19 protein-coding genes and 1 CRISPR repeat array are annotated in these 26,673 nt (G+C 67.5%); of the genes, 8 read left to right on the plus strand and 11 right to left on the minus strand.

Annotated features, from left to right (window positions below):
• Positions 1 to 43: 43 nt before the first annotated feature.
• Positions 44 to 472, minus strand: coding sequence for a hypothetical protein (locus Ssi02_RS23790; RefSeq protein ID WP_239129467.1), 429 nt, complete (start codon positions 470 to 472; stop codon positions 44 to 46).
• Positions 473 to 736: 264 nt separating this feature from the next.
• Between Ssi02_RS23790 and Ssi02_RS23795 the strand changes: the two genes are divergently transcribed.
• Positions 737 to 2,707: a sensor histidine kinase gene (locus tag Ssi02_RS23795; RefSeq protein ID WP_204029323.1), complete on the plus strand. Its 1,971-nt coding sequence runs from the start codon at positions 737 to 739 to the stop codon at positions 2,705 to 2,707.
• Between the two features lie 417 nt (positions 2,708 to 3,124).
• Here Ssi02_RS23795 and Ssi02_RS23800 read toward each other — a convergent pair whose 3' ends face one another.
• Positions 3,125 to 3,628, minus strand: a complete 504-nt coding sequence (locus Ssi02_RS23800) for a DUF1203 domain-containing protein (RefSeq protein WP_204029324.1) — start codon at positions 3,626 to 3,628, stop codon at positions 3,125 to 3,127.
• Positions 3,629 to 4,066: 438 nt separating this feature from the next.
• Here Ssi02_RS23800 and Ssi02_RS23805 point away from each other — a divergent pair, with 438 nt between their 5' ends.
• Positions 4,067 to 4,339 carry a hypothetical protein gene (locus Ssi02_RS23805; protein WP_204029326.1) on the plus strand — a complete coding sequence of 91 codons (273 nt, stop codon included), beginning with the start codon at positions 4,067 to 4,069 and terminating at the stop codon, positions 4,337 to 4,339.
• A gap of 313 nt (positions 4,340 to 4,652) precedes the next feature.
• Positions 4,653 to 5,192, plus strand: coding sequence for a hypothetical protein (locus tag Ssi02_RS23810; RefSeq protein ID WP_204029327.1), 540 nt, complete (start codon positions 4,653 to 4,655; stop codon positions 5,190 to 5,192).
• 305 nt (positions 5,193 to 5,497) lie between these two features.
• On the opposite strand, the gene Ssi02_RS23815 is transcribed toward Ssi02_RS23810, so the two are convergent.
• The 4 genes from Ssi02_RS23815 to Ssi02_RS23830 form a co-directional block, all read right to left on the minus strand.
• Positions 5,498 to 6,031: a hypothetical protein gene (locus Ssi02_RS23815; protein ID WP_204029328.1), complete on the minus strand. Its 534-nt coding sequence runs from the start codon at positions 6,029 to 6,031 to the stop codon at positions 5,498 to 5,500.
• Positions 6,028 to 7,149, minus strand: coding sequence for a helix-turn-helix domain-containing protein (locus tag Ssi02_RS38850; protein ID WP_239129469.1), 1,122 nt, complete (start codon positions 7,147 to 7,149; stop codon positions 6,028 to 6,030). The genes Ssi02_RS23815 and Ssi02_RS38850 overlap by 4 nt, the downstream gene beginning before the upstream one ends.
• A 121-nt stretch (positions 7,150 to 7,270) precedes the next feature.
• A complete protein-coding gene (locus Ssi02_RS23825; protein WP_204029329.1) occupies positions 7,271 to 7,903 on the minus strand; it encodes a response regulator in 633 nt (210 codons plus the stop codon).
• Positions 7,904 to 7,906: 3 nt separating this feature from the next.
• Positions 7,907 to 12,217, minus strand: a complete 4,311-nt coding sequence (locus Ssi02_RS23830) for a HAMP domain-containing protein (protein WP_204029330.1) — start codon at positions 12,215 to 12,217, stop codon at positions 7,907 to 7,909.
• A gap of 120 nt (positions 12,218 to 12,337) precedes the next feature.
• Here Ssi02_RS23830 and Ssi02_RS23835 point away from each other — a divergent pair, with 120 nt between their 5' ends.
• Positions 12,338 to 13,891 carry a PP2C family protein-serine/threonine phosphatase gene (locus Ssi02_RS23835; protein ID WP_239129471.1) on the plus strand — a complete coding sequence of 518 codons (1,554 nt, stop codon included), beginning with the start codon at positions 12,338 to 12,340 and terminating at the stop codon, positions 13,889 to 13,891.
• Positions 13,892 to 13,905: 14 nt separating this feature from the next.
• On the opposite strand, the gene Ssi02_RS23840 is transcribed toward Ssi02_RS23835, so the two are convergent.
• The 4 genes from Ssi02_RS23840 to Ssi02_RS23855 form a co-directional block, all read right to left on the minus strand.
• Positions 13,906 to 15,708, minus strand: a complete 1,803-nt coding sequence (locus Ssi02_RS23840; protein ID WP_445009409.1) for a S9 family peptidase — start codon at positions 15,706 to 15,708, stop codon at positions 13,906 to 13,908.
• A gap of 160 nt (positions 15,709 to 15,868) precedes the next feature.
• The gene (locus Ssi02_RS23845; RefSeq protein ID WP_204029331.1) at positions 15,869 to 16,729 is read right to left on the minus strand and encodes a putative RNA methyltransferase; all 861 of its coding nucleotides are present in this window, start codon (positions 16,727 to 16,729) and stop codon (positions 15,869 to 15,871) included.
• Between the two features lie 165 nt (positions 16,730 to 16,894).
• Positions 16,895 to 17,326: a CRISPR direct-repeat array (repeat unit 31 nt; unit sequence GTTGCGACCCCTCGTAGGGATGGATGAGGAC).
• 164 nt (positions 17,327 to 17,490) lie between these two features.
• Positions 17,491 to 18,630, minus strand: a complete 1,140-nt coding sequence (locus tag Ssi02_RS23850) for an NYN domain-containing protein (RefSeq protein WP_204029332.1) — start codon at positions 18,628 to 18,630, stop codon at positions 17,491 to 17,493.
• 441 nt (positions 18,631 to 19,071) lie between these two features.
• Positions 19,072 to 21,651, minus strand: coding sequence for a sigma-70 family RNA polymerase sigma factor (locus tag Ssi02_RS23855; RefSeq protein WP_204029333.1), 2,580 nt, complete (start codon positions 21,649 to 21,651; stop codon positions 19,072 to 19,074).
• A 333-nt stretch (positions 21,652 to 21,984) separates the two neighbouring features.
• On the opposite strand from Ssi02_RS23855, the gene pyrE reads away from it, so the two are divergent.
• Positions 21,985 to 22,518, plus strand: a complete 534-nt coding sequence (pyrE, locus tag Ssi02_RS23860; protein WP_204029335.1) for an orotate phosphoribosyltransferase — start codon at positions 21,985 to 21,987, stop codon at positions 22,516 to 22,518.
• 172 nt (positions 22,519 to 22,690) lie between these two features.
• Here pyrE and Ssi02_RS23865 read toward each other — a convergent pair whose 3' ends face one another.
• Entirely contained in the window at positions 22,691 to 23,056 is a 366-nt protein-coding gene (locus tag Ssi02_RS23865) for a hypothetical protein (protein ID WP_204029336.1), read from the minus strand.
• Positions 23,057 to 23,381: 325 nt separating this feature from the next.
• On the opposite strand from Ssi02_RS23865, the gene fbaA reads away from it, so the two are divergent.
• From fbaA to Ssi02_RS23880, 3 genes are all read left to right on the plus strand, one after another.
• Positions 23,382 to 24,485 (plus strand): class II fructose-bisphosphate aldolase, encoded by a 1,104-nt coding sequence (fbaA, locus tag Ssi02_RS23870; protein ID WP_275410737.1) that lies wholly within the window; start codon positions 23,382 to 23,384, stop codon positions 24,483 to 24,485.
• A gap of 224 nt (positions 24,486 to 24,709) precedes the next feature.
• Positions 24,710 to 25,129 carry a DUF3151 domain-containing protein gene (locus Ssi02_RS23875; RefSeq protein ID WP_204029340.1) on the plus strand — a complete coding sequence of 140 codons (420 nt, stop codon included), beginning with the start codon at positions 24,710 to 24,712 and terminating at the stop codon, positions 25,127 to 25,129.
• Between the two features lie 128 nt (positions 25,130 to 25,257).
• Positions 25,258 to 26,541: an adenylosuccinate synthase gene (locus Ssi02_RS23880; protein ID WP_204029342.1), complete on the plus strand. Its 1,284-nt coding sequence runs from the start codon at positions 25,258 to 25,260 to the stop codon at positions 26,539 to 26,541.
• The last annotated feature ends 132 nt before the right edge of the window (positions 26,542 to 26,673 follow it).

The following is a 26,673-nucleotide window of genomic DNA, read 5'->3' on the forward strand; positions in this document are numbered from 1 at the left end:
TGCCTGGGGCACAGAAGTCCCCAGGCGTGGTTAGGCAGCGTGATCAGGCCTCGGCGATGGCGGTCTTCTTGTTACGCGCCTCCCACCAGAGCGCCGCGCCCGTGATGAGCGCTCCGGCGCCCTCCCAGGCTGCGACGCCGAAGAAGCGGTCCGGGGCGACGCCGGTCAGCACCAGCGTGCTGAAGACAACGAAGGTGACGAGGCGGAATGGCACGGTCCAGAGGAAGAACGGCCGGAAGTCCACGGCGGAGGCCAGCATGTAGTAGACGCCCATGTTGACCGCGGCCATGGAGGAGGCCGCCATGTAGGTCACGGTGTAGTCACCGGGTGCGCGCTGATCCGCGGGAGTCGTTTCGAAGCCCAACATGGCAAGGAGTGAGTCCGGTGAGACGAGCCCCACCACACCCAGGGCAAACGCCAGGAAACCGAAGATCGCGATAGTCCATCCGGCCAGAGATCGCGGTAAGCTCACGACTTTCCTCCGTACATGCAGTTAGGGCAGAGCGCTTCAGGGTGTAACCTCTCAGCGATCTCTGATCGCGCATTTCATCACGAATCCACCGGAACATCCACCGGCCAGAGAGGGTGGTCAATGAACTTCCTTCCCCAGCCGCGACGCCTCGGGGCTCGAATCCTCCCTGGCAATTTCCCCGCCTTCCGCCACGCGACACCCACGCTTGTGGAAGGCTCGGACGGTTCCGGCTTCGTGACCCCGCCTCGCCCCCTCGGATAAGACATGCTCACTGGCAGCCGACCGATTCACGTCAAGATCATTCTGCTGCTCGCAGTGCCGATCTCCTCGCTCATCGCACTGTGGATCTTCGCGGCGGGCCTGACCGGAAGTGACGGGCTACGCCTCCTGGAGATCAACGCCGTCTCCAACACGGTCTCGCTCCCCTCGGAGCAGGCCAGCATCCAGATCCAGCACGAGCGCCTGGCCTCCGTGCGCTATCTGCGCCCCGGCCAGGATCCCGGCGAACTGCACGCCCAGCGCGTCAAAACCGACGCCGCCGTGGCGAACTTCATCAAGCTCGCCACCTCCGAGGACACGCTGGACAACCTCAATCCCGAGACCCGCACCCTGCTCCACACGGTCATCCGCGAGCTCGAACGGCTCCCCGAGATCCGCGGTCAGGTCGACGACCGCAGCGCCACCACCCTTGAGGTCATCGACTTCTTCAGCGAGATCATCGACAGCAGCTTCCGGTTGTACGACAGGATGATCCTGGTCCCCGACATCTCGCTCTACCGCCAGGCCAAGGCGGTCACCATGCTCGGCGAGGCCAAGGAGATCCTCAGCCGCGAACGCTCCCTCATCGCCGGCACCGTCGCCCTCGGCCGCGTCACCCAGGCCGAACGCGACGCCTTCACCCGCATGGCGGCCACGCGCCACTTCCTCTACAGCCAGGCCCTCGGCCAGCTCGACGAGGATATCCGCGGCCCCTACGAGAAGCTCTACTCCTCCCAGCTCTACAACCGCTTCACCACCATCGAGGAAACCCTGCGCGAGATCGCCCACAAGGACTCGCACAGCGGCGGCCACGGGAGGACCGCCAAACTCCCCGTCGAATCGATGTCGTGGCCCGCCGAGGTCACCGGCTTCTGGACCGCCGTCGAACGCAACCAGGCCGAAGCCGTGCAGCAGGTCATCGTCCGCGTCACCCCCGCCGCGGTCAACATCCTCGTCCAGATCGCCATCGCCGGCGGAATCGGCCTCATCGCCGTCGTCGCCTCCATCGTCGTCTCCCTGCGCTTCCGCCGGCGCCTCGTCAGCGAACTCGCCGGCCTGCGCGACGCCGCCCGCGACCTCGCCGACGTGCGCCTCAAAGCCCTCGTCGAGCGACTCCGCCACGCCAAGAACCCCCGCGCCGCCACCGAGGACTCCGCGCCCCTCGACGTCGACGCCGAGACCCTGGAGATCCGCGGCATCGTCCACGCCTTCGACTCGGTGCAGAAGACCGCCGTCGAGGCCGCCGTCGACCAGGCCCGCCTGCGCACCGGCGTCAGCCAAGTCTTCGTCAACCTCGCCCGGCGCAACCAGTCGCTCCTCCACCGGCAGCTCTCCCAGCTCGACACCATGGAGCGGGCGGCCCACGACCAGGAGACCCTGCGCGACCTCTTCGCCATCGACCACCTCACGACCCGCATGCGCCGCCACGCGGAAAGCCTCATCATCCTGTCCGGCGCCTCCCCCGGCCGCGGCTGGCGCAACCCCATCCCCGTCGTCGACGTCATCCGTGCGGCCCTGGCGGAAATCGAGGACTACGCCCGGGTGCAGGTCATGCACACCCCCAAGGTCTCTCTCACCGGAGCCGCGGTCGCGGACGTCATCCACATGGTCGCCGAGCTCGCGGAGAACGCCACCCTGTTCTCACCCGACCAGACCAAGGTGGACCTGCGAAGCTTCGCGGACGAGACGGGCCTCACCATCGAGATCGAGGACCGCGGCCGCGGCGTCGGCCCGGCGGAACTCTACGAGATCAACAGCCGCCTGACGGAGGTCCCCGAGTTCAACCTGGCCGAAAGCGACAAACTCGGCCTCTTCGTGGTCGGCCGCCTGGCCGCCCGCCACGGCATCAAGGTCGCGCTGCACACGTCCCCGTTCGGGGGGATCAACGCGGTGGTCCACATTCCGGAGGACCTCATCGTGTTCCCCCCAACGGTGGTCCCGGCCCTTCCCTCGGCGGAGAAAGCCCCTCAGGCGTGATGCGGCCTGGGGGGCCGGGGATGGCACGCTGGGACCTGGAGTGCAGCGAGCCTCCAAGGTAGACTCAACCGTGGTCCCGATCCCTCACAGAGGGATCGGAACGCGCTGTCGGCGAGCCGGCCCAGGAAATGGCCGGGTCCTCGTCGCCCCTTCGAGGGGTTGCAACGCGACATCCCTTCAGGCCCGCCGCCGGGCACCACATCCTCATCACCCCTCCGAGGGGTTGCAACGCCACGTCCCTTCTCGGCCCGCCGCCGGGCACCACACCCCTTCGAGGGGTTGCAACGCGACATCCCTTCAGGGCCCGCGCGCGGGCACCGCATCCTCCTCATCACCCCTTAGAGGGGCGAAGCGCGGCTGTCCTCGTAGCGGCTGTAGCCGCCACACGCCGTGCACGCCGAGTCTCTGGTCCTGTGGTCAGGGCCTGCGCACCTCGTATTGGAAGCAGCCGTACTCCACCGCCCGTATGTGCACGAGCGCGACTTCGGGGTCGGCGAAGGCCGCGTGCAGCGCCTGGTCCACGGCAACCTGAGCCTGCCCGGGATCTTGCGGCAACCGTACGAGGGTGCCGCCTGTGATCTGGCCTCCGCCGCTGTAGCGGCGGACGACACGCATTGCCCCGGTCTCGGTGAACGGATGGCCCGACTCCGAATCCGGGCCCTCGCACTGACCGGCGTGGATGAAGACCGGGCCCACCTCGTCGTAGGCCCCCGGGTCCGCCCCCACCTCGGCCGCCCACCGGCGCAGCGGAGCGTACGACACCAGCGAGATCCGCTCGCCGGCACGGCTACGGCGCAAACAGCAGCGCAATGGCGCGCCGTCCTCGTCGTGCACCCGGGGCCGGGGAACCGCGCCGGCATCGTCGCGTTTATGGAGCTCCTCGAGAACCTGGGGAGGGATGGCGGCCGGCTGATAGGTCACTGTCGTCACGTACCCAGGCTGCGCGGCTGAAGTCGCCAATGCTGGCGACTATCGGACTTCACGTTCGGCCGGAGACACCGGCCCCGCCGGCACGTGCGAAACACGCGCTAGCCGTACACCCGTTGGTCCGGACGCGCAGATCATCCTCAGCTTCCCGCTCTTGGAGAGCCGACCGGCGCCCGGGTGCCGGCCGAATCCGGCCGCCGCGCTGCGGCCGGAGTCCCGGCCGGTAACGCGTTCGCGACCAAGCCCGAGCCGGCCCGCTGCAACCGCCGGCCGCCGGTCTGCCGTTGGTGGGGTGGCCGGACGGCGCTGGAGTGCTTCAGACCGTCAAGGGATCGTGTGGGTATTTCCGTTCGCATTTCCGGGACAGCATAAGAATTTATTAGGAAAGCACCATGAGCGCGCACTAGTCCAAACAACAATCAGCTCGGCCGTATGATCCCGCTCGTCTTCGGCTTCGTCGTCGTCATGGCCTTCGTACTGCTCCTGGCGTCCTTCCGGTCGCTCGTCGTGGCGTTGAAGGCGATCGTGCTGAACCTGCTGTCGGTGGCCGCGGCCTACGGTGTGCTGGTCGTCGTCTTCCAATGGGGCGTCGAAACAGGTGACGAGGACCACCCCAGTCCGCATATGCCCGTAGGAGATTCGGCGTGGAATCACGCAGAAACCAAATCAACGCGGGCTCCGTCTAATAGAAATGCGGACCATTAGTCTCGCTCTGGCCACCACTTTGGCGTTGGTCACAGCCTCGACGGATAGTTCGGCTCCGGCGCCACCGTCGGCGGCTGAGCAATGTCCAGAAAAGTGGGCCGGGCGCCAGCCCGGCGACTGGGTGCCCCATCCTCCCGCTCAGGACTCGTCCACCTTGGTGCCCGGCTCACCTGTCGAAGCGGAAATCTGTGCATACACCGTGAACGGCGAAAAAATCGGGAAACCCACCAAGCTTAGCGGCAGCCCGGCGAAGTTAGTCGAGGATCTGAACTATCTTCCACTGGGGGAGATACTACCGAGACCGTGCCCCGCCGTGTTCTCGGTCATCGTCAATTATCTGATCCGGCTGAGATACAGCGACAACAAGGTCGGCTGGGTGAGCACGGCATTCGAGGTGAACGAATGCGTTGTGACCACCAACGGGCGGCACCGCAGCGCGGCCTACTTCGGCGAAGAGATCAAACACGCCTATGAGACCGGCAGGTGGGGCGGATTCTCCTCGCCGACGTCATGCGCCTCGGCCCCCGGGCACCGCGGCCAGGAGAAGGTCATAGTCCCCCCGGGAGCCGACGGATTGACCCTCTGCCGCTTCCACGACGGCGAACTCATCAAGCACCTGGACCGCGCGACGGCGAAGCAGCTGGCGGCCGCCGCCAGTGCACTCCCCACACGCCCCAACGACTTCCAGTGCGACGGTCCAACCGGCGGCCCCGAGATCCGGATGATCTTTCACTATCCGATCGGGCCGCCGGCCGAGGCTCTGCTCTGGAGTGGTCGATGCGGCGTGGAGAACCTTTACGTGGAGGCCGGGGCGTCCCCTCAGCTCCTCGAACTTCTCGCCGAACTGCCGTAGCCCCCGGAGACAGCCCCCGGGCCCAAATAGCGGGACCGGGGGCCACCGGGCTAAGGAGTGGGGACGTCAGGCCGCTCGGTGACGCGAATGGTGTCAATGAGCACTGCCCCCACCCGCGGGGTGAAGCGAAGGTTGAACTGCCCGTCGACCACCTTCACCGTGTAGCGGCGAACGGTGGTGCTTCCTGTCCCGGCGGCCAGGACAGCCTCGTCTATCTTGCCGTCCGGCTCGGGCGCCGCCTGGGCCACTCAGAAGGTTGAGCGCTGCCCTCTGTCATGGTCTAAAGGCCAGACATCTCGAGGATCTCAGAGCTGGCAAGGGTGGCCGGGCAAACGCACATGTCTATTCGCCTCCCTCATCCGGAGCAGCAACTGAAACCCCTCTTCACGGGTACAACACCCTTCCATCACGGCCTCTGAAATGAGATCTGCCGTGTCGCGAGTCGGAACCCCCTGGGCGCGGGCATACTCCAGTGCATCACGGTCATCACTGATCCAATACGACCCCTTGAACTCCTCCCAGGTCAAGATCACATGACAGGTCTGCGCCTCACCGAGATGCTTCAGCGGCTCTTCCCGGAGTCCACCGAATACAGCACGGCGAATGCGCTCGACGCGATCGATCTCATCGGGATCATCGATTTCGATCGGATCCCCGAGCCACCCCGCCTGCGCAAGGGTGGTCAACTGCGGCAAGTAACGAGACGACTTTTCCGCCTCCAGAGCTATCGCCTCCACCCAGCGCCCGCGTCCACGGAGCACCTGCTCAAGCAACGGGAGACGCGACACAGTGGCGAAGTTACACAGAACCGTATTGTCCGGAAACCAATGCCAGCTCATGGCGAGAGGGGAGATTCCTCTCCGCTCACGTCAATAGCCAGGCGCAAAGTGTCGGTATCGACCCCGATGAGGTTTGCGTAAGGACGCAGCGTCGTCTTTCCATCGGCATACGCCTGAAAGGCCGCTCGAAGTAGCGGGACCGGCATGCGTGGGCGTGACGCGGCGGCGATCCACTCGCCAAGAAGGTGTGCGGAATCTGCACGCTGGGCCGCCTGGGCAGCGTTAAGCCGCCTCAACGAGTCGCAGAGCCTCCGGTCTATCAACCCCAGATTGAGCAAGCGCCACGCCAGCGTGCTCGGCGACACCCACCATCTGCAAGCCATCCCGGCCAGCGAGGCAAGCGTCTGATCGCCCATCGAAATCTCCTGTCGGAGGATGTCTTGTGGCAGGAGGAACTCCGCAGCGAAGGCGTTGGCCCGTATCTCCGAGGGATGCTGCTTGTGCGTCGCGTCATTGAGATCGGCGTCCACACGCAGACCTTGATCGTCACGAGCGAGAAGGTGCCCGAGTTCATGAGCGACGGTGAAACGCTGACGAGCCGGCACTTCGGATGTGCCGACGACCATCAAACTCGTCTGGTGGTCGACATAAGCCAGGCCGTCGAAGCCGTCGGGCAAGCGGACGATCCGCACGTCAACGCCGAACACATCCTCCGCCAGCGAGGCGAGATCACGATGCCGCCAAGGCAACATCTCACGAACACGGGCATGATCCAATGCATTGCGGGCCAATTCATGCCCCTGGTCGACTGCCCGTTTGGCTTTGGAGGGCAGGGTTAACGTAGCCACTTCCTGCTGATAACCGAGGAATCCCAGATCAGCGCGTATCTGAGCGAGGCGCTCCGCTTCCTCTACGGCACTGTCTGCGGCTGAGGACCGGGTTGAGACACGCGCCGCCATGGACGAGACAACGGGATCCGCACCAAGCAGCCAGTCCACCGTGACTCTCCCCAGATCGGCGATCCGCGCCAGATCCAAGGAGGTGAATCGCCGAACCCCGCTCAGCGATTTGGACATCTTCGAGGGGTCCAAGCCCGCCTTGACGGCGAACTCACCTTGCGTGAGACCGCTCTCCGCGATCAGTTGCCGCATACGTTGAAGCGTTGTCTCCCCGGCCATGCCTCAATCCTAGATTCGTGTTGCGAAAATCGCAACGACGGAACCCGGAGTGTCTACCGCGCAAAACGGACTGGCCTCCCCTGGCCGTACGGCTTGCGCCGTACGGCCTGGACTGCGGGGGTCAACCCAGGGCGTCTAGGGCCGCCCGGAGGTGGGCGATGCGGTCGGTGAGGTCGGCGAGTGGGCCCGCGAGGCCGGGGGTGGAGCCGTTGCGTGCGAGGTCGTGCAGGCGGCCCAGCTCTGTTTCCACGGCGGTGAGCCGCCGTGAGAGCTCGGGCAGCAGGGCGGCGGGGCGCTCGCCCGACTGGTCGGGGAGTTCGGCGGCGAGCTGCTCGCGGAGCAGAGCCGCCTGTTCCGCGAGTCGCCGGTTCATGTTGTGAAGCTCGACGAAAACGGAGACCTTGGCCCGCAGCACCCAAGGGTCGAACGGTTTGGTGAGATAGTCGACGGCACCTGCGGCATATCCCCGGAAAGCGTAGTCGGGGGCGCTGTCGACAACGGTCAGAAAGATAATCGGAATATTCCGAGTGCGCTCGCGCCGCTTGATATGGGCGGCTGTTTCAAAGCCATCCATCCCAGGCATGCGAACATCGAGGAGGATCAGCGCGAATTCCGTGCTGAGCAGAGCCTTGAGGGCTTCCTCCCCTGATCGGGCACGCATGGGAACGACGTCGAGAGAGCTGAGAATCGCCTCAAGAGCGATCAGGTTCTCTTCTCTATCGTCGACCAGCAATACCCGGGTGCGGTCTGGCATCGGTCACGGTCCTCCCAGCCTGTCAGCCGATGGGTCCGGTGAGTCTGACACAGCCGACGCTCCTTGCGAACCACCCTGTGCGGCCCGCCCGTTGAAGGATCTTGCCTCATCCTGCTCCGCAGCCGCGACACCGTTTCCCTCGGGCACGTGCTGCTCGAAAGCCCCGGCGGAGCGGCCTCGGCTGAGCCAGCCGCGGAGCCGAGCGATGAGTTTATCGACGTCGACCGGCTTCGGAACATAGTCCGAGGCACCCGAGGCGATGCTCTTTTCCCGGTCGCCGCGCATGACCTTGGCGGTGAGGGCGATGATCGGCAACGCCGCGAACTGCGGCATGCGGCGAATGGCGGAGGTGGTGGCCCAGCCGTCCATCTCGGGCATCATGATGTCCATGAGCACGAGCGCCACGTCTTCGTTGCGTTCGAGCTGCTCGATGCCCTCGCGGCCGTTCTCGGCGTAGACCACGGTGGAACCATGGCGTTCGAGCACGCTGGTGAGCGCGAAGACGTTGCGGATGTCGTCGTCCACGATGAGGATCTTCGCCCCGGTGAGCGGGTCGTCGCCCTGCCAGGCGGTGAGGTCGTCCTCTGTGGTGAAGTCCGGCACCGGGTCGTGCGGCATCGGCAGCTCGGGCATGTGCGTCTCGCCCGGCTCGGCGCTCGGCTCGATCTGCAGCGGTGTGCGCTGGCGCGAGGAGGCGCCGCCGTCGCGGGAGGCCAGCGGCCCGGTGTAGGACGACGGCATGTAGAGGGTGAAGGTGCTGCCGTTGCCCGGGTCGCTGTCCACGTGGATCTCACCGCCGAGCAGGCGGGTGATCTCGCGGCAGATCGACAGGCCAAGGCCGGTCCCGCCGTATTTCCGGCTGGTGGTGCCGTCGGCCTGGCGGAACGCCTCGAAGATGACCTCGAGCTTGTCGGGCGCGATGCCTATGCCGGTGTCGATGATCTCGAACGCCAGCATGCCGCGGGCGCCGCGCAGCGTCTCGTCGTCGTAGTCGACGTCGGGCGAGGCGGGGCTGACGCGGAGCCGCACGCTGCCCTTGGGGGTGAACTTCACGGCGTTGGACAGCAGATTGCGCAGCACCTGCTGGAGCCGTTGCTCGTCGGTGCGGAGCTCTCTCGGCACCCCGCTGTCGACCTGCACGTCGAAGGTGAGTCCCTTGTCCTGTGCGAGCGGCGAGAAGGTCGCCTCGACATAGTCCATGAGTTTCGGCAACGACAGCTGCTGCGGGTGGATGTCCATGCGCCCGGCCTCGACCTTGGACAGGTCGAGAATGTCGTTGATCAACTGCAGCAGCGCCGAGCCGGCGCCGTGGATGGTGCGGGCGAACTCGACCTGCTGCGGGGTCAGGTTGCCTTCGGCGTTCTCGGTGAGGAGTTTCGCCAGCACGAGCAGGCTGTTGAGCGGCGTGCGCAGCTCGTGCGACATGTTGGCGAGGAACTCCGACTTGTAGCGCGAGGACACCGCGAGCTGCTCGGCCCGCTCCTCCAGGGTGCGCCGGGCCTGCTCGATCTGGAAGTTCTGTATTTCGATGGCGCGGTTCTGCTTGGCGAGCAGGGCCGCTTTCTCCTCGAGTTCGGCGTTGGAGCGCCGGAGCTCCTCCTGCTGACGCTGAAGCTCGTCCGAGCGCTCCTGAAGCTCGATCGCGAGCCGCTGGGACTCGTCGAGGAGGTCCTCGGTGCGCGAGTTGGTGATGATGGTGTTCATCGTGACGCCGATGGCGTCGACGAGCTGGGTGAGCAGGTCCATGTGCACTGGTCCGAAACCGCCGAGAGTGGCGAGTTCGAGCACACCGAGCACCTGGTTCTCGAAGAGCACCGGCACCACGACGACCTGCGCGGGGATCGAGCTGGTCAGTCCCGATTCGATGCTGAGGTACGCCGAGGGCACGTCGTCCAGCGTGATCGACTTGCCGTCGAGCGCGGCCTGGCCGACGACGCCCTCCCCCTGGGCGAAACGCGGCCGGGGGCTGCGCCCCACGGGGGCGCCGTAGCCCGCGATCAGGATCAGATCGTGCTCGCCCCCGGGGTCGACGCTGTAGAAGGCGCCGTAGCTCGCCGAGACGAGCGGGGTCAGCTCGCTCATGATCAGCCTGGCGACGGCGATGAGGTCGCGGTGGCCCTGCATGAGGCGGGAGATCCGCGCCAGGTTGGACTTGAGCCAGTCCTGCTCCTGGTTGGCCTTCGTGGTGTTGCGGAGATTGGACACCATCGTGTTGATGTTGTCCTTAAGCACGTTGATCTCGCCGGGAGCGTCGACGGTGATCGATCTGGTGAGGTCGCCCCGGGCGACGGCGCTGGTGACCTCGGCGATGGCGCGCACCTGAGTGGTGAGGTTGCCGGCGAGCTCGTTGACGCTCTCGGTGAGGCGCTTCCACGTGCCCTCGACGCCTTCGACGCGAGCCTGGGCGCCGAGGCGGCCCTCCGAGCCGACCTCTCGGGCGACGCGGGTGACCTCGGAGGCGAAGGAGGAGAGCTGGTCGACCATCGTGTTGATGGTGGTCTTGAGCGCCAGGATCTCGCCCTGGGCGTTCACGTCGATCTTGCGGGTGAGGTCGCCGTTGGCCACGGCGGTCGTGACCTCGGCGATGTTTCGCACCTGATAGGTGAGGTTGTTCGCCATCGAGTTGACGTTGTCGGTGAGGTCCTTCCACACACCGGACACACCGCGCACGCGGGCCTGGCCGCCGAGCTGGCCCTCGGTGCCGACCTCGCGGGCCACGCGGGTCACCTCGTCGGCGAACAGCGACAGCTGGTCCACCATGGTGTTCAAGGTGTCCTTGAGCTGGAGCACCTCGCCCTGGGCGTCCGCGGTGATCTTCTTGGAGAGGTTGCCCTGGGCCACGGCGGTGGAGACCGCGGCGATCTGCCGCACCTGAGTGGTCAGGTTGCCGGCCATGAAGTTGACGTTGTCGGTGAGGTCCTTCCACACACCCGACACACCGCGCACCTGCGCCTGACCGCCGAGCTCGCCCTCGGTGCCGACCTCGCGGGCCACACGGCTCACCTCGGAGGCGAAGGAGGACAACTGGTCCACCATCGTGTTGATGGTGGTCTTGAGCGCCAGGATCTCGCCCTGCGCGTCAACGTCGATCTTGCGGGTCAGGTCGCCGTTGGCGACCGCGGTCGTGACCTCGGCGATGTTACGCACCTGATAGGTGAGGTTGTTCGCCATGAAGTTGACGTTGTCGGTGAGGTCCTTCCACACACCGGACACACCCCGGACGCGGGCCTGGCCGCCGAGCTGCCCCTCGGTGCCGACCTCACGGGCCACACGGGTCACCTCGTCGGCGAACAGCGACAGCTGGTCCACCATGGTGTTCAAGGTGTCCTTGAGCTGGTAGATCTCCCCCTGGGCATCGGCGGTGATCTTCTTCGACAGGTCGCCCTGCGCGACGGCGGTCGCCACGGTGGCGATGGCGCGCACCTGAGTGGTCAGGTTGCCCGCCATGAAGTTGACGTTGTCGGTGAGGTCCTTCCACACGCCCGACACCCCGCGCACCTGCGCCTGGCCGCCGAGCTGCCCCTCGGTGCCCACCTCACGCGCCACACGGGTGACCTCCTCGGCGAACGCCGAGAGCTGGTCGACCATCGTGTTGACGGTGTTCTTCAACTCGAACATCTCGCCCACGGCGTCGACCGTCACCTTGCGGCTCAGATCGCCCCGGGCGACCGCGGTCGTGACGACCGCGATGTCGCGCACCTGGGCCGAGACCCGGCTCGACATGGTGTTGACGGCCTCGGTGAGGTCTCGCCAGCTTCCCGACATGCCGCGCACGTTGGCCCGCCCACCGAGCCGCCCCTCCGTGCCCGCCTCGCGGGCGACCCTGGTCACCTCACTGGTGAAGAGGGCGAGCTGGTCGACCATGCCGTTGATGGCCCGCCCGAGCCTGCGTACCTCTCCTCTGGCCGATCTATGGAGATCGATGCGCTGGGAGAGGTCGCCCTTGGCCACCGCGTCTATCACGTCGGCGGCGCCGCTGAGGGGGTTGGTGAGCGCGTCGATCAAGGAGTTGACCGTGTCCACGCTCTCGGCCCACCCGCCGATGCCGGGGCCGCGGGTGAGCCGCTCGCTGAAGCGGCCCTCCCGGACGATCTCCCTGCGCACCCGCAGCAGCTCGCTGGCCTGGTGCTCACGCCGGTCCGCGACCTCGTTCATGAGGATGCGGATCTCGCTGAGGGTCCCCGAAGGCGCGTGCGGCACGCGGCGCCGGAAGTCCCCGTCGCGCCATGTGATAAGCGTCTCAAGAATCGGGCGAAGCTCGGACTCGGTATAAGTCCTCTCCTGAGCGGGCGACGGGCTCTCAGCCGTGGTCATGGCACCTCCTCCGCCCCCTGCGACCGCTCGGGGGTCCTGCAAGTTTGTCACGAGGGGCACCGCGACGGCCCGTACTCCGGTTTACCCCATGTCAGCAGTAAGTGTGATAGTCAGGGAACGGTGACAGCTCCTAGCCGTGCCGTATTGGCGGCCACGTTTGCCCCCGGCGAGGCCGCGGTGTCGGCCGCTCAACGTTTCACCCACGAGGTCATGACCGCGTGGGCCACCGGTGCGGCGGTGCAGGCCGACGCAGACTCCCTGGTCAGACTACTCGCATCCGGCGCTTGCCATTCCCCCTTCGAGATCGTTTGGGGCCATTACGGCGATGCCGTACGAGTTGAACTACGGCAAAAGGGCTCCACCGAGGCCAAGCTGGGCGAGGAACCACCGGTCCCCGTCGAGGAGTGGGGGATGACCTTCTCCCACCAGACGCGTGTGCAGTGGGCCACACTGGCGCTCCCCCACACGGCGGGCCGTGTCGCCGCCGAATGGACGCAGGCGAGCTCCCGTGAGCCGCTCTGGCTGGGTTTCCTGGCCGACGCGAGCGACCTGCTGGCGGGCACGCTCGACCCGGACATGGTGCCCGCGATCATCGCCCAGATCGTCGTGCCGCGCCTGTCGACGTGGTGCGCCGTCTATACGGTGAACGGCGGCGGCGACGGTTACTCCCGCCCCGCCTACCTATGGCACACCGACGAAGGCATGATCGACGACCTGCGAGAGCAGTTGCAGGGGTTCACGATCCCCTCAAGAGCCGAGCAGGTGCCGGCCTTCGCCCAGATCGGCGACACCCAGGTGCTCATGGTGCCCCTGGTGGCACGTGGCCGGACGCTCGGCCTGATGTGCCTGGGCCACGCCGATCGTTTCCCCGACGACGTCGTGCACTTCGCCCAGGACATCGGCCGCCGGGCCGCCTTCGCCATGGACAACGCCCGCCTCTACTACCAGCAGGCGGCGGCGAACCGGGCCCTGCAACGCAGTCTCCTTCCGCCCGCCGATCCCGATGTGCCGCTGCTGGACTACGGCGTGGTCTACGAGCCGGCCGGTGAGACGAACGAGGTCGGAGGGGACTTCTACGACCTCTTCTCCGCCGCCGGAGAATCATGGCGCTTCGCCATCGGCGACGTCTGCGGCACCGGCCCCGAGGCCGCCGCCGTGACCGGCCTGGCCCGCCACACGCTGCGGCTGCTCGCCCGCGAGGGGTACGGCGTGGCCGCGGTCCTCGGCCGCCTCAACCAGGCGATCATGGAGGAGGGCGAGCGGGCCAGGTTCCTGACCCTCCTCCACGGGGAGATCAGCCCCGCGTCCGGCGGGCTCGACGTCAAGCTCGTGTCGGCCGGGCACCCCGACGCGCTCTGCCTGCGCCGCGACGGCCGGGTCGAGGCGGTGACCACCCCGCAGTCGCTGCTCGGGGTGTTCGACGAGGTCTCCTTCGAGGCCGACGTCATCCGGCTCGACGCCGGCGACCTGCTGCTGGCGGTGACCGACGGGGTGACCGAGCGCAGGAGCGGCGGACGGCTCCTCGACGACGACGGCGGCCTGGCCGCGCTGCTCGCCGAATGCAAGGGCCTGTCCGCTCAGGCGGTCGCCGAGCGTGTGCGCCGTGCCGTACAGGAGTTCGCACCCGAGCCCAGCGCGGACGATCTCGCGATCCTCGTGCTGCGCGCGCGATAGACGAACGGGGAAGATCAGGGGGTGTCGAGGCCGAGGTGCCGTCTGACGAAGTCCAGCTGCACCGACATCTGCGCGATGCGCTCGGCCATGACCAGCGTGCCGTGGCCCGCGTCATAGCGGTAGACCTCATGCGGATGGCCGAGGTCCGCCAGGCCGGCGACGTAGTCGTCGATCTGGCGGATCGGACATAGTGGATCGTTCTCACCGGCCAGAATGAGCACCGGCGCCTCGACCTGGCCGACGTAGGCCGACGGCGAACAATGCGCGTAGAGCTCCGGTAACTCGTCCGGCGGGCCGCCGAAAAGGGCACGGTGATAGGCCCGGGAGTTCTCCGTCTCCTCTTCATATGTCGCCCGATGGTCGGCGATCGGCACCGCCGCGATGCCCGCGGCCCACGCCTTCGGCTGGGTGCCGAGGCCGAGCAGGGTCAGATAGCCGCCCCAGGCCGCCCCCGCCAGCACCAGCCGTTCGGGATCGACCAGCCCGCGGCTGACGACCGCCTCCCGCACCGCGCTGACGTCGGCCAGCTCGATGTGCCCGAGCTCACCCTGCAGCGCGTCACGCCAGGCCACGCCATATCCCGTCGAACCCCGGTAGTTCACCCTGATCACCGCGAACCCACACTCGACCCAGGCGGCGACCTCGGGGTTGAACGCGTCGGCGTCGTGCGCGTGCGGACCGCCGTGCAGCAGGAAGACCGCGGGGTACGGCGCGGCCCCGACCTCCGGCCGGGAGATCAAGGCGTGCACCCGCCCGGCGGGCCCCTCGACGTCGAGATCCTCCACTGGGACCGACGGCGGCGAGGTGGGACCGGCGACGTTGAGCACGAGGAAACCGTTGCTGGACTTCATCACCGGCGGGTGCGCGGCGCTCGACCACGCGAACTCCACCGCCCCGTCGGGCCTGGGCGCCGCGTTCTCGATCACGCCCTGCGGGGTCTCTATCGAGGTGAGCACACCGCCGCCGAGGTCGTAGCGCTGGAGCGTGGTGCGGCCCCGGTTGTGCCGCACGATGAGGACGGCGCGTCCGTCGTCGTACCAGTCCGCGGTGAGCTCGCCGACGTCGCGCAGCCAGATCTCGCGCTGTTCGCCGCTGACAGGGTCCCAGACGAGCGGCTCGCGCCTGCCCCTGCGCTCGTGGAGCGCGAGCATGCGCCGGTCGCCCTCGATCGGGGCGAAACGCAGGCCGATCACACCTTTGCCCTCGCCGTCGTGGAGTTCGCCCACGACGCTGCCGTTTGGGCGGATGACGCGGAGGGCGGGGTGGCGGGCGTCGCCGTTCTCACTGTGGGAGATCGCGATAAGAGACCCGTCGAGCGACATGTCGGCGACGGCTGCCGCTTCGGCGTGCTCGTAGATGAGTTGGCTGGGTTCGCCCGGCCGCACGAGGTAGATCTGGAAACTGCCCACCCGCGCGATGCCCACGGCGGCGGTGCCCGAGGCCGACAGGGCGATGCCCGCCGGGTGGCCGGGGGCCAGGTCCGGGGCGACCGGCTCGTCGGGGCCTCCGCCGTATCGCTGGCGCATCCACACACCGTGCTCGTCGCCGTCCTCGTCGGCGAACCACCAGATCCACTTGCCCGTCGGGTCGATCAGCCCGTGGGCGGTGCCCCGGCTGCGCTTGGTTACCTGCCGGATGCCTCCCGTCGCCCGATCCCAGGCGTAGATCTCCCATGCGCCGGAGGTGTTGCTTCGATACATTGAACGGCTCGGAGCCTGCCGTGCCCACGTGGGCAGCGTCATCCGCGGCGCCCGGAACCTGGCCTGCCAGCGTTCCTCCGCCTTCATATAGCGCGTCCCCTCCTTGTGGGCCCTCACATCGAATCTTGTGCTCACCCAGGGGCCACGGCCCACGACCCCCACCACGCGATCCGGCGGGTCGCCGTCCAGTATGTCGCCTCCGGACAGCAAATGCTTAGGGAATGTGTGGTAATTCCGGGCTAAATACCCCATCGGTAACACCAATCCCACTGAAAGGTCAAGGTAACGTCCTTGATCGAGAGGGTTTCTGGAAGATAGACATGCGGAACGACGCTGCTACCCGGAGAGGATTCGCGAAGTTCTTCGTCTTTGTACGGAGAACCTCCGCATCCGTGTGCCACGCGCTCGGCCCCATCGAAACCACGGCCGCGACGGCCTCGGGCGAGAGGGACAGGTCGAATTCGACAACTTGCCTGTCCGATTCCTCGAAAGCGGAGCCGAGACTCTCCTCGACCCGCCGTTCCTTGTCCTCATCCACGGACAACAACCCGAGCAGGCCGACCAGCGGATCCAAGTGCCGTGAGGTCGGAGTCACGACGATCAGCGAACCATTCGGATGAAGCACACGTGCGAACTCCCGGCCGTTTCGCGGTGCGAACACATTGAGCAGGACATGCGCCGCCGAATCCCGCACAGGGATGGGACGCCAAACATCACCGACAAATGCTCCTATGCGCGGATGGGCCCTCGCCGCCCGCCGCACAGCATGCTTAGAGACGTCCATCGCGATGCCCACCGCGCCCGGAAGGGAATCGAGCACCTTGGCCAAGTAGTAGCCAGTGCCGGCTCCCGCGTCCAGCACGACGCCGGGCTTCTCCGTCACCAGTCCGGCGGACACCTCGGCGAGTGTCTCGGCGAGAGGCGTGAAGTGGCCCGCTCCAAGGAACTCATCACGCGCCGCCACCATTTGGGGCGTGTCCGCTGTTCCTGGGGGGCGTGATCCGGTGAGCAGACTGACGTATCCCTGACGCGCCACATCGAAGCCGTGCCCCTTCCCACACGTCACCGTTCCGCTTCCGAGTGTCAACCCCTGTCCGCACACGGGGCAGACCAGGTGGTTGACAACGTGCTCCAGCATTCACCCATTCTCTCGCCGTCAGGTGAATGATCGCTGTGAACTTCCTGGGAGCGGGTGGAGTTGGGTTGTTTTGTGGCCTAGGTGAGGCCTATGGGGGGCTGGGTTTGTCCCTCGGAGGGGGATAAGGGGCTCCGTGCTCTCGGAGGACAACAGCACCGGGGCGGGGTTGCGCCCCCTCGTAGGGGTGGATGAGTGTGGTGATCATCGGCATGTACACCATGTCACGCGTTATGTTGCGACCCCTCGCAGGGATGGATGAGGACCCGGAAAGGCGCCACGCCGTCGGAACGACGTAGTTGTTGCGACCCCTCGTAGGGATGGATGAGGACGGTTCTGATTGAGCTGGTGCGTGAGGCGCTATGTCAGGTTGCGACCCCTCGTAGGGATGGATGAGGACCTTCAAGGACGTCACGAGATACCGCGCTGGCTACCGGTTGCGACCCCTCGTAGGGATGGATGAGGACCCGTACAACTTCCCGGAGGTGTAGGACGCGAGGCAGTTGCGACCCCTCGTAGGGATGGATGAGGACCGCCGAGATGCTCACCGACGGCGACAACGACTACCAGTTGCGACCCCTCGTAGGGATGGATGAGGACCCCAAGGTAAAGTCCCACGTCAGCCCGCGAACCCCGGCCGCCTGGGTGGCCCGTTTTGCAGCAAACCTCCGGTAGTGCACAAACCCCAAGGGGTTCGCTGCAAACCAGGCCCATCATGTCACGACATGCCCACCAGGCCTCTGCCGTACAAAATCCTGGGAAGCCTACCGCCGAGCGCGCTCGAACGCGTCCCAGAAGCCTCGCCGCAGCGCATGACGCACCTCGTCGTGCAGGAGGAAGTCGATCGGCAACGCCGACCCCTGCAACAACCGGGCCTCAAGGTCGGACGGCATCCGGGGCTTGCGGGCCAGCACCGCCTCCAGCCACAGGGGAGGCGCGTCCCTCGCCACCGACTCCCCGAAGTCGTAACCCTCCTTATGAGCGGACTTGACCGCCTCCGCGAGCGTCGTCGTGGTGGGACCGGGGCCGGGCCCGGGGCCGGGAGGGGCGATGGGGGCCGGCTGGGGGCCGGCGTAGACGGGCTGAGGCTGCGGGTAGCCGCCGGGGCCGGGGGGCGGCATGCCCGGCGGGGGGCCCATCGGCGGGGGCTGAGAGGGGGGCGGAGGGGAGGTGTCGTGCGTGTATTGCGGATAGGGCGCCATGCCGGGGGGCGGGAGTGCCCCGTGGCCGGGGGTGCGGCTGGTCGGCGGGGGTGGCGGGGGCAGGTTGGTGACGGTCGGGAGGGGAGGCTGACCGTTGGGGATGGTGGGCACGGTCGTGATGGCCGGCGGGAGGGCGGCGGGCTGGTGGCCGTTGCCGACGATCGTGTCGGCGCTCATGGCCACGAAAGGCCGCAGGTGGCCGCCGCCGACCTCGATGAGTTCGTCGCACTCGCGGCGAAGCGCCAGCGGGACCGGGTGGTCGCCCTCGCCGACGATCTGCAGCAGGGTGACGCGGACACCGAGGTCCTGGGCGTCGCAGAGCACCTGCGCGAGGTCCTCGTCGGCGGTGACGACGACGGCGTCGCTGATGGCGTTGTTGCGGGCGAGCGTCAGGAGGTCGCGGTGCACCTGCGCGTCGACCCCCTCGCGCCGTCCTGGCCGGATGCGGCTGACTCTGAGCTTGAGCCCTGGTATTTCGTCAAGTGCGTCATGGCCGTCGGCGGCACGCCCCTCGGCCGTCGCGTCATACCAATAACACCGCAGCAGCGGCAGCCCGGTGCGCTCACGTGCGAGGTTGCCCAGCAGTTGAAGCAGACCGAGATAGTCCCAAGACGTGGCCTCTCGGTGGCGCGTGCCGTGCACGGCCATCGCCCCATCGCTCAAGAGATAGCCCGCGTCCACGAACAGCGCGCAGCGATCCACGCGACACCGTCCTTCCTGGAGTGGCACGACACGCCGGCTCGGTATCCCTCAGAGCAGGACGCGCAGACCCGTTCTCAGAGTAGTCAAGGCGCTGGCCTTTTTTCATCAGGTTCGGAGGTCTGGAATCAGGACTGAACCCCACGATGTACGGCGTGTCCTACCCAGATCCAACAACCTAATGAAAAGGGCTTACTGAGCCCCTCAGATCCGCTTTTCCAGCCAGAGCCGTGCCCGGATACAACACATGTGCCCGGCCTGGGGCACGTGTGGTGACATGCCACAGCGCATGCCTCCACCGAGACCATGCACGTAGCAGACTGCCACACATTCCTCACGCCGGGTGTTGACCGAGACCGTACCAGTTTGTCCTGTTAGCCCGCCTGATAAGTGAATCTTTTTCAGACCTGCCCGGCTGAGCAGGCAACGTACTGAAAAAGAAGGTCAGGACCGGGCCCGCACACTGACAGCGGCCACGCCGAACAGCACAACATCCTTCCGCGTGGAGAGCGTCACAACCGGCTTCTTCCCAAACGCTGCCCGGAACCCATCCACATCCACACCAAACGTCAACCGAGTCCCCATCGCCCCGAAGGCCGACCCGTCGAAGGCGTTCCCGGCCCGCCGCTCGCCCCCCTCTGGACGGAGTACGGCACCGCCCGCTTTCACCCGGTCCCCCGCGAGTCCGGCGTCGCCCTCCCACATCACGAGGTCCAGCCGTGCCCGCGCCGCCGTCGGCGAGAGCCCGTCCACCGGCAGGTCCAGGTCAACGCCCGGCCGCACCACCCGCGCGGTGTCCAGTACGGCCACCTGGTTGTACGGCTCTCGCGGATCGGTGGCGATCACCACCAGGCTCCACCCCGCGTAGCGCGCCACCCCGCGCCGCACCTTCGCGTTCGCGGCCCACCACAGGTCGTCGTGGTCCGCCTTGGGCCTACCTCCCACCCGGTCACCCTTGTTCGGTTTGTCGGCGGACTTCAGCCGCCTTGCCTTTCGCACCCGGCCGTCGGACACGGTCTCGGCCCGCCGGGCTTCCGCCGTACCGGATCTCTCCGCGACGAGGCGAGTGACGTCGGCGAACGCCTGGTAGGCGGGACCCGACGGCAGGTCGCGCACAGCGACGTCGTTGGCCCGCAGGCGCGTATAGCGTTTGTGTCCCGGTGGGCGGAACCCGATCGAGGGAGTGGGGCCGGGTTTGGCGGACGCCGACCAGTAGAGCCCCGCCCACACCACTCGCCCGCCTTCGGGAATGGTGAGCCGTGCCGCGCTGGAATTGGTCGTGGTGGGGTCGTCGTCGAAGTCGACGGGTTTCATGCGCCACAGGTCGTTGTCCCGCTTCTCCCCCTGACGCCATCGCATGAGCCGATCGCACCCTTCGTGACGCGGCGGGCAACCCAGCAACGTATTGCCGACCGACCGGGTGACGACCTTTCCGTCCGTGGCGAACCGCGCCGCCGCCCCCATGGCGCGCACACCCGTCCCGGCGGTGGCGGTGACCTCCTCGGCGCCGCCGGTGACCCGCACGGTGGGCCCGGCGCCTTCGGGGGCGTCCCCGGCCACCAGCACCCGCAGGAACACGGCGGTGGACCGGCCGGGGCCGAGCGGGCCACGTGCGCACCTGGCGCCCTCGTCCGTGGGGCGGCACGACCAGCCGTCGACCGTGCCGACGGGTTCCACCACTCCTGCCGCACGGCCTCCGCGCCCGGTAGGGACCAGGCTCACTTTCGGGGGAAGCACGACGATCGCGACAAGCTGCTTGCTCGGCCCCTCGCCGAGGTTGCGCAGCCGGATGCCGACCATGCCCGGCTCTGACCGCACCAGCGCCCCGAGCGGGGCGATCAGGGCGACGACCCGCGCCCGGACCGGGCGTTTGGCGGGGGGCCGGATGCGCCTCGCCGGAGCGGGCGGCGCGGCCCGCCGGACCGCCGGAGGACGGGGTTCGGGTTCCGGCTTGGGCTCGGGCTCCGGCTCCGGCTCCGGCTCCGGCTTGGGCTCCGGCTTGGGCTCCGGCTTGGGCTTGGGTTCGGGCTTCGGCTTGGGCTTGTCGGGCTTCGGCTGAGGCTCGGCGGGCGGAGGCGGCGGGGCCGGGGCGGCTGCGGGGGGCGGGGTGTGCCGCATCTCCCTCTCGCCCGAGACGAGCATGAGCGCGATGAGCACGGCGGCGAGCACGGCCGCCGTGACACCTCCCGCCGCATATTGCTGCTGCCTCGGCAACCGCCGCCACCAGCCGGCCACCCCGCCCGCGCCACTCGCACCCGCACCCGCACCCACCGCGACGACACCGCCCTTGCCGAGCATGCCGAGGTAGCCCGCGAGCACCGGCCCGACGAACAGCGCGCCGATGACGTCGGCGGGGATCGCGCTGTTCTCGTCGCTGAGATCGAGGAACACCGTACGGCAGTCGCCGCAGTCGGCCAGGTGCTCGTCGACCAGCCTGGTGTCGCGTTTGGCGAGGCCGCCCCGGACGTAGGCGCCCATACGTCCGAGCGCGGGGGCGCAGTCTCGCCTGGTGCCCCCGGCGAGGTGCATTTGCAGGTATGCCTGCCGCAGGCCCTCGCGGGCCCGGTAGGCGAGCGCGGCGACGCCGTTGGCGGACAGGCCGAGCAGGGGGGCGATGTCGGCGGGCCGTTCGCTTTCGACCTCGGTGTGCCACAACACGAGCCGCCAGCGCTCCGGCAGCGACAGGAAGGCCCGCGCCACGAGCGACCGCTCAAGCCCGCTGAGCGCGGGGTCCACGAACGGTACCCCGGGATCGAAGGACTCGATCTCCCCGGTGGTGACCTGGCGGCTCGCGCCGCGCGAGCGGTCGTAGACGGTGTGCCGGACGGCAGTCAGCAGATAGGGGCGGAAGGCCGACTCGGGCCCTCCCCCGCGTTTGAGCAGGTCCAGAATCCTGGTGAACGCCTCGGCGACGACGTCCTCGACCTCGGTCTCGGTGCGCACGAGTTGCCAGGCGAGCGCGCGTGCGGAGGCGACGTGGCGCTCGTAGAGCTGCCCATACGCCGTTACGTATCCTGATCGCACTGCTTCGAGTAGATCAGCATCGCTTTGCCGGGATTCAACACTCATAGTGACCTCACGATTACGCGGGGTTGCCCGGCAAATCATTCCGCACCCGACGTCATGAATAAACCGAGGTCACGTCTTTACCGATAACAAGCTCGAATCAGAAAGACACACGCGCACATGGACGAGGACATATAGGGCTTCCCCTGCTCCATCGCGACTCTGTGTGACCGAGCCCTGCCCGCTCACCGGCCCACGACCGGTCCCGGCGCGATCGGCCCGCCGGGAGACGGGTGTCACCGGCCCACTCGGCTCATCGAGCGGATACGGGCCTCCCCTAGGCTGTGCCATATGAGCGATCGAGAGAACCTCCTGGCCGAGATCAAGTCAAAAGGGGTCGTGCACGGCCGGGTCGTGCTGTCCTCGGGCAAGGAGGCCGACTTCTACGTCGACCTGCGCAGGGTGACTCTCGACGGGACGGCGGCGCCGCTGGTCGGCAAGGTGATGCTCGACCTCACCGAGGACCTCGGCTACGACGCGGTGGGCGGCCTCACCCTCGGCGCCGATCCCGTGGCGACCGCGATGTTGCACGCCGCGGCGGCGCGCGGGCGTTCGCTCGACGCGTTCGTGGTGCGCAAGAGCGAGAAGGCGCACGGGTTGCAGCGCCGTGTCGAAGGGCCCGACGTCAAGGGCCGGCGGGTGCTCGCGGTGGAGGACACCTCGACCACCGGCGGCTCGGTGCTCACGGCGGTCGAGGCGCTGCGCGAGGCGGGCGCCGAGGTGGTGGGCGTGGCCACGATCGTCGACCGCGGCGCGGGTGAGCGCCTGGCCGAGACGGGCCTGCCGTACCGCACCGCCTTCACGGTGTCCGACCTGGGGTTGTGACCCGCGATCACTCGGGGCTGTGACGCGAACACCGTCACGGCCTCGCGCTTTTGCGGCTTCGCCGTACAGACCAGGCCTTTCCCTGCGAGCCGGTCGCGCACCCGGGCGGGGTCAGGATGGGCGTTTCCTGAGGCGTTTCCTTCTTCAGCGCCGGTCGCGCACCCGGGCGGGGTCAGGTGTCGCGTCTGACCTGGAAGACCTGGCGCTGGCCGGCTTTGCCGTCCGTGCGGGGCACGCCGTTGACCTCCACGTTGACGCTGCCCGAGTCGTCGAGCACGACGTCCAGCCGGGGTTCGTAATAGTCGATCTGCTCCCCGTCGTGCATGGTGCGGTTCTGCAGAATGTCCCCGCCCGGCACCCGGACCAGGACTTTGCCGCATTCGGCCTGAAGACACTCAAGGCGCAGCGTCGGCGTGCTGGTCGAGGAGGCCGACGTGGCGATGTCCGATATGTCTTCTCCGGCGGGCCCGTCCGACCAGAAGACCGCACGCGCCCCCAGGCCGACCAGCACAAGTACGGCTAGCGCCCCCAGCGTCACCAGGGACGTGCGTAAGGCGCGTAGCCGATAAGACCTGTGCCGTCCCACAATTGGGAGGTTATCTGTTGTGGTTTCGACGGACGAGGGTGGGTTCGCGGCAGAGGAACCTCCCGGCCTGGGCCCTCGGTGCTCAGGAGATGTCCGTCGGAAGGGGTGACGTCCGATCCCGATCGGCCACAGGCCGCCGGAGAGCGCCGACCTGGTGTCCACCGCGATCTCCGATCGGCCGGCGTCCTGCGCCACCGGCGGGGTGGACCGGTCTCCGTGCGCAAAATCACTCTAAGTAATCGCCCCGGAGAGTCGCCAAGATCACGCCCCTGAGGGGATGCTCCCTGCACGCGCGAAGACGCGGCGCGGGATACTGGCGAACGGTAAGTCGTATACCGCCGTCTCCAGGGAGATAACGATGCCTATCGCGACGCCAGAGGTCTATGCCGAAATGCTCGACCGGGCTAAGGCGGGCGGGTTCGCCTACCCGGCGATCAATGTCACGTCGTCGCAGACGCTGAACGCCGCTCTGCGCGGTTTCGCCGAAGCCGAGAGCGACGGCATCATCCAGGTCTCGACGGGTGGCGCTGAATTCCTCTCCGGTACCACCGTCAAGGACATGGTGACGGGTTCTGTGGCGCTGGCGGAATACGCCCGCGTCGTCGCGGCGAAATACCCGGTCACCGTTGCCCTCCACACCGACCACTGTCCCAAGAACAAGCTGGACGGCTTCATGCGTCCGCTGATCGAGATCTCGCGCGAGCGGGTCGCCAAGGGGCAGGACCCGCTGTTCCAGTCCCACATGTGGGACGGCTCCGCCGTACCTCTGGAGGAGAACCTCCAGATCGCCGCCGAGCTGCTGGAGAAGTGCGTCGAAGCCAAGATCATCATGGAAATGGAGATCGGTGTCGTCGGCGGCGAGGAGGACGGCGTCGTCGGCGAGATCAACGAGAAGCTCTACACCACGGCCGAGGACGCGATCGCGACCGCCGAGGCCGTCGGCGTCGGGGACCGCGGGCGCTACATGCTGGCGGCCACGTTCGGCAACGTGCACGGCGTCTACAAGCCGGGCCACGTCAAGCTCCGCCCGAGCGTGCTCAAGGAGATCCAGGACGCCGTCGGGGCCAAGTTCGGCAAGGAGAAGCCGTTCGACCTGGTCTTCCACGGCGGCTCCGGCTCGCTGCTGGAGGAGATCCACGAGGCCATCTCTTACGGCGTGGTCAAGATGAACATCGACACCGACACGCAATACGCCTTCACCCGCCCGATCGCCGCGCACATGTTCACCAACTACGACGGCGTTCTCAAGGTCGACGGCGAGGTCGGCAACAAGAAGCTCTACGACCCGCGTTCGTACGGCAAGGCCGCGGAAACCTCGATGGCGAACCGCATCGTCGAGGCCGCACAGCACCTCAAGTCGGCCGGCACCCGGCTGACCTGACCGGGCACGGCCATCCCGCGACACACCCGGGGTGGCCGTTCCGCGCCGATCGGGCGCATCAATGAGCCATTTCCCTCCCGCGGGGTCGCGACGCCCGTCCGGTCGCGGCCGAGCGGGGGCGGGAGATGGCTCATCGGCGCTCACCTGGGGCCTTTCACAGGCAAGGATGAACGCAAATCGAACCCCTCTGTTATGGACCGGGTGCGGACAGGTAGAAAGGTGCCATGGAAACGCACGAGAACCTTCTCGCCGGGCCGCCGCCGACCTACCTGCCGGAGATGCCCGAGGCCAAGGACGCACTGGTGTCGAGTGCGAAAGCTTCCGACGCCGCGGCCCGTTTTCCCGCCTATCCGGCGGCCTGGGCCACCCTCGCCGAAGAGGCGTTCGCGTCCGGACATGCGGTGACCTCCTATGCCTTCGCCCGCACCGGTTACCACCGCGGGCTCGATCAACTCCGCCGTGCGGGGTGGAAGGGGCACGGTCCGATTCCCTGGGAGCACGAGCCCAATCGGGGTTTCCTGCGGAGCCTCGCCGCTTTGGCGCGTGCGGCTCAGACGATCGGGGAAAAGGAGGAGGCCGAGCGTTGCTTCCAGTTCCTCAAGGACTCAAGCCCGAGCGGCTTCACAGCACTCACGACAACCTGACCTTTGACATCACATCCGCCCAGACGGGATGAGGAATGCCGCTTCGAGGGCGAGTCAGGTAGTCTCTGAACGCAAGAGCCCCTGTCGCGCTTGCGGCGGGGGATTCGTTTTGTGCTGGGAGACATACCATGCCGGCTGTCGTTCTCGTGGGCGCCCAGTGGGGCGATGAGGGCAAGGGCAAGGCCACCGATCTGCTCGGCGGCGATGTCCACTACGTCGTCCGATATCAGGGCGGCAACAACGCGGGCCACACCGTGGTGATCGGCGACCAGAAATACGCGTTGCACCTGCTTCCCACAGGTGTGCTGTCGCCCAATGTCACCCCTGTGATCGGCAACGGCGTGGTGATCGACCCGGGGGTGCTGCTCGGTGAGATCGACGGGCTCAGAGCCCGTGGCATCAGCTGCGAGCGGCTTCTCATCTCCGCCAGCGCGCACTTGATCATGCCTCACCACAAGGCCCTCGACAAGGTCACCGAGCGCTACCTCGGCAAGGCCCGCATCGGCACCACCGGCCGGGGCATCGGCCCGGCCTACGGCGACAAGATCGCCCGCATGGGTGTGCGCGTCCAGGACCTGCTCGACCCGGGCATCCTGCAGAAGAAGATCGAGATGGCCCTGGGCGAGAAGAACCAGGTGCTCACCAAGGTCTACAACCGCCGCGGCATCGACGCCGACAAGGTCCTCGCCGAATACCTCGGCTACGCCGAGCGGCTCAAGCCGCACATCGCCGACACCTCGCTCGTGCTGAGCAAGGCGCTCGACGAAGACAAGGTCGTGCTCCTTGAAGGCGGCCAGGGCACCCTGCTGGACATCGACCACGGCACCTACCCGTTCGTCACGTCCTCCTCGCCGACCTCCGGCGGTGCCTGCGCCGGCGCGGGTGTCCCGCCGAACCGGCTGACCAAGATCATCGGCATCCTCAAGGCCTACACGACCCGGGTGGGTTCGGGCCCTTTCCCGACCGAGCTCGACGACGACATGGGCGAGTGGCTGCGCCAGACCGGCGGCGAGTTCGGCACCACGACCGGCCGCAACCGCCGCTGCGGCTGGTTCGACGCGGTGATCGCCCGCTATGCCGTCCGCATCAACGGCGTCACGGACTTCTTCCTCACCAAGCTCGACGTGCTCTCCGGGCTTGAGCGCATCCCCGTCTGCGTCGCCTACGACGTCGACGGCGTGCGCCACGACGAGATCCCGATGACGCAGACCGACTTCCACCACGCCAAGCCGATCTACGAGGAGCTGCCCGGCTGGCAGGAGGACATCACCGAGGCCAAGACCTTCGACGACCTCCCGCCCAACGCCCAGGCCTACGTCCGCGCCCTGGAGGAGATGAGCGGCGCCCCCATCTCCGCCATCGGCGTCGGCCCCGGCCGGACTCAGACCCTCCAGATCCGCTCGCTCATCTGACCGTCCGAGGCGTACGGCACCGGCCCGCTCAAGGCCGGTGCCGCACCCCGTTGGCGCCTTGTCCACCGCCTGCACGGCCCCGTATTCGCCAGGAAACCGCAGGCCGGCGCCGGTCTCAGGCGGTCCGCCGGT

The sequence above is a fragment of the Sinosporangium siamense genome, assembly GCF_016863435.1.
GTDB lineage: Bacteria > Actinomycetota > Actinomycetes > Streptosporangiales > Streptosporangiaceae > Sinosporangium > Sinosporangium siamense.

Excerpts from the sequence above, each read along its gene's own strand:
- pyrE (WP_204029335.1), top strand. The coding sequence starts at position 21,985 with ATGAGCGATCGAGAGAACCTCCTGGCCGAGATCAAGTCAAAAGGGGTC.
- Ssi02_RS38850 (WP_239129469.1), bottom strand. The coding sequence starts at position 7,149 with ATGGCCGGGGAGACAACGCTTCAACGTATGCGGCAACTGATCGCGGAG.
- Ssi02_RS23875 (WP_204029340.1), top strand. The coding sequence starts at position 24,710 with ATGGAAACGCACGAGAACCTTCTCGCCGGGCCGCCGCCGACCTACCTG.
- Ssi02_RS23805 (WP_204029326.1), top strand. The coding sequence starts at position 4,067 with ATGATCCCGCTCGTCTTCGGCTTCGTCGTCGTCATGGCCTTCGTACTG.
- fbaA (WP_275410737.1), top strand. The coding sequence starts at position 23,382 with ATGCTCCCTGCACGCGCGAAGACGCGGCGCGGGATACTGGCGAACGGT.
- Ssi02_RS23830 (WP_204029330.1), bottom strand. The coding sequence starts at position 12,217 with ATGACCACGGCTGAGAGCCCGTCGCCCGCTCAGGAGAGGACTTATACC.
- Ssi02_RS23815 (WP_204029328.1), bottom strand. The coding sequence starts at position 6,031 with ATGAGCTGGCATTGGTTTCCGGACAATACGGTTCTGTGTAACTTCGCC.
- Ssi02_RS23795 (WP_204029323.1), top strand. The coding sequence starts at position 737 with ATGCTCACTGGCAGCCGACCGATTCACGTCAAGATCATTCTGCTGCTC.
- Ssi02_RS23825 (WP_204029329.1), bottom strand. The coding sequence starts at position 7,903 with ATGCCAGACCGCACCCGGGTATTGCTGGTCGACGATAGAGAAGAGAAC.
- Ssi02_RS23845 (WP_204029331.1), bottom strand. The coding sequence starts at position 16,729 with ATGCTGGAGCACGTTGTCAACCACCTGGTCTGCCCCGTGTGCGGACAG.
- Ssi02_RS23880 (WP_204029342.1), top strand. The coding sequence starts at position 25,258 with ATGCCGGCTGTCGTTCTCGTGGGCGCCCAGTGGGGCGATGAGGGCAAG.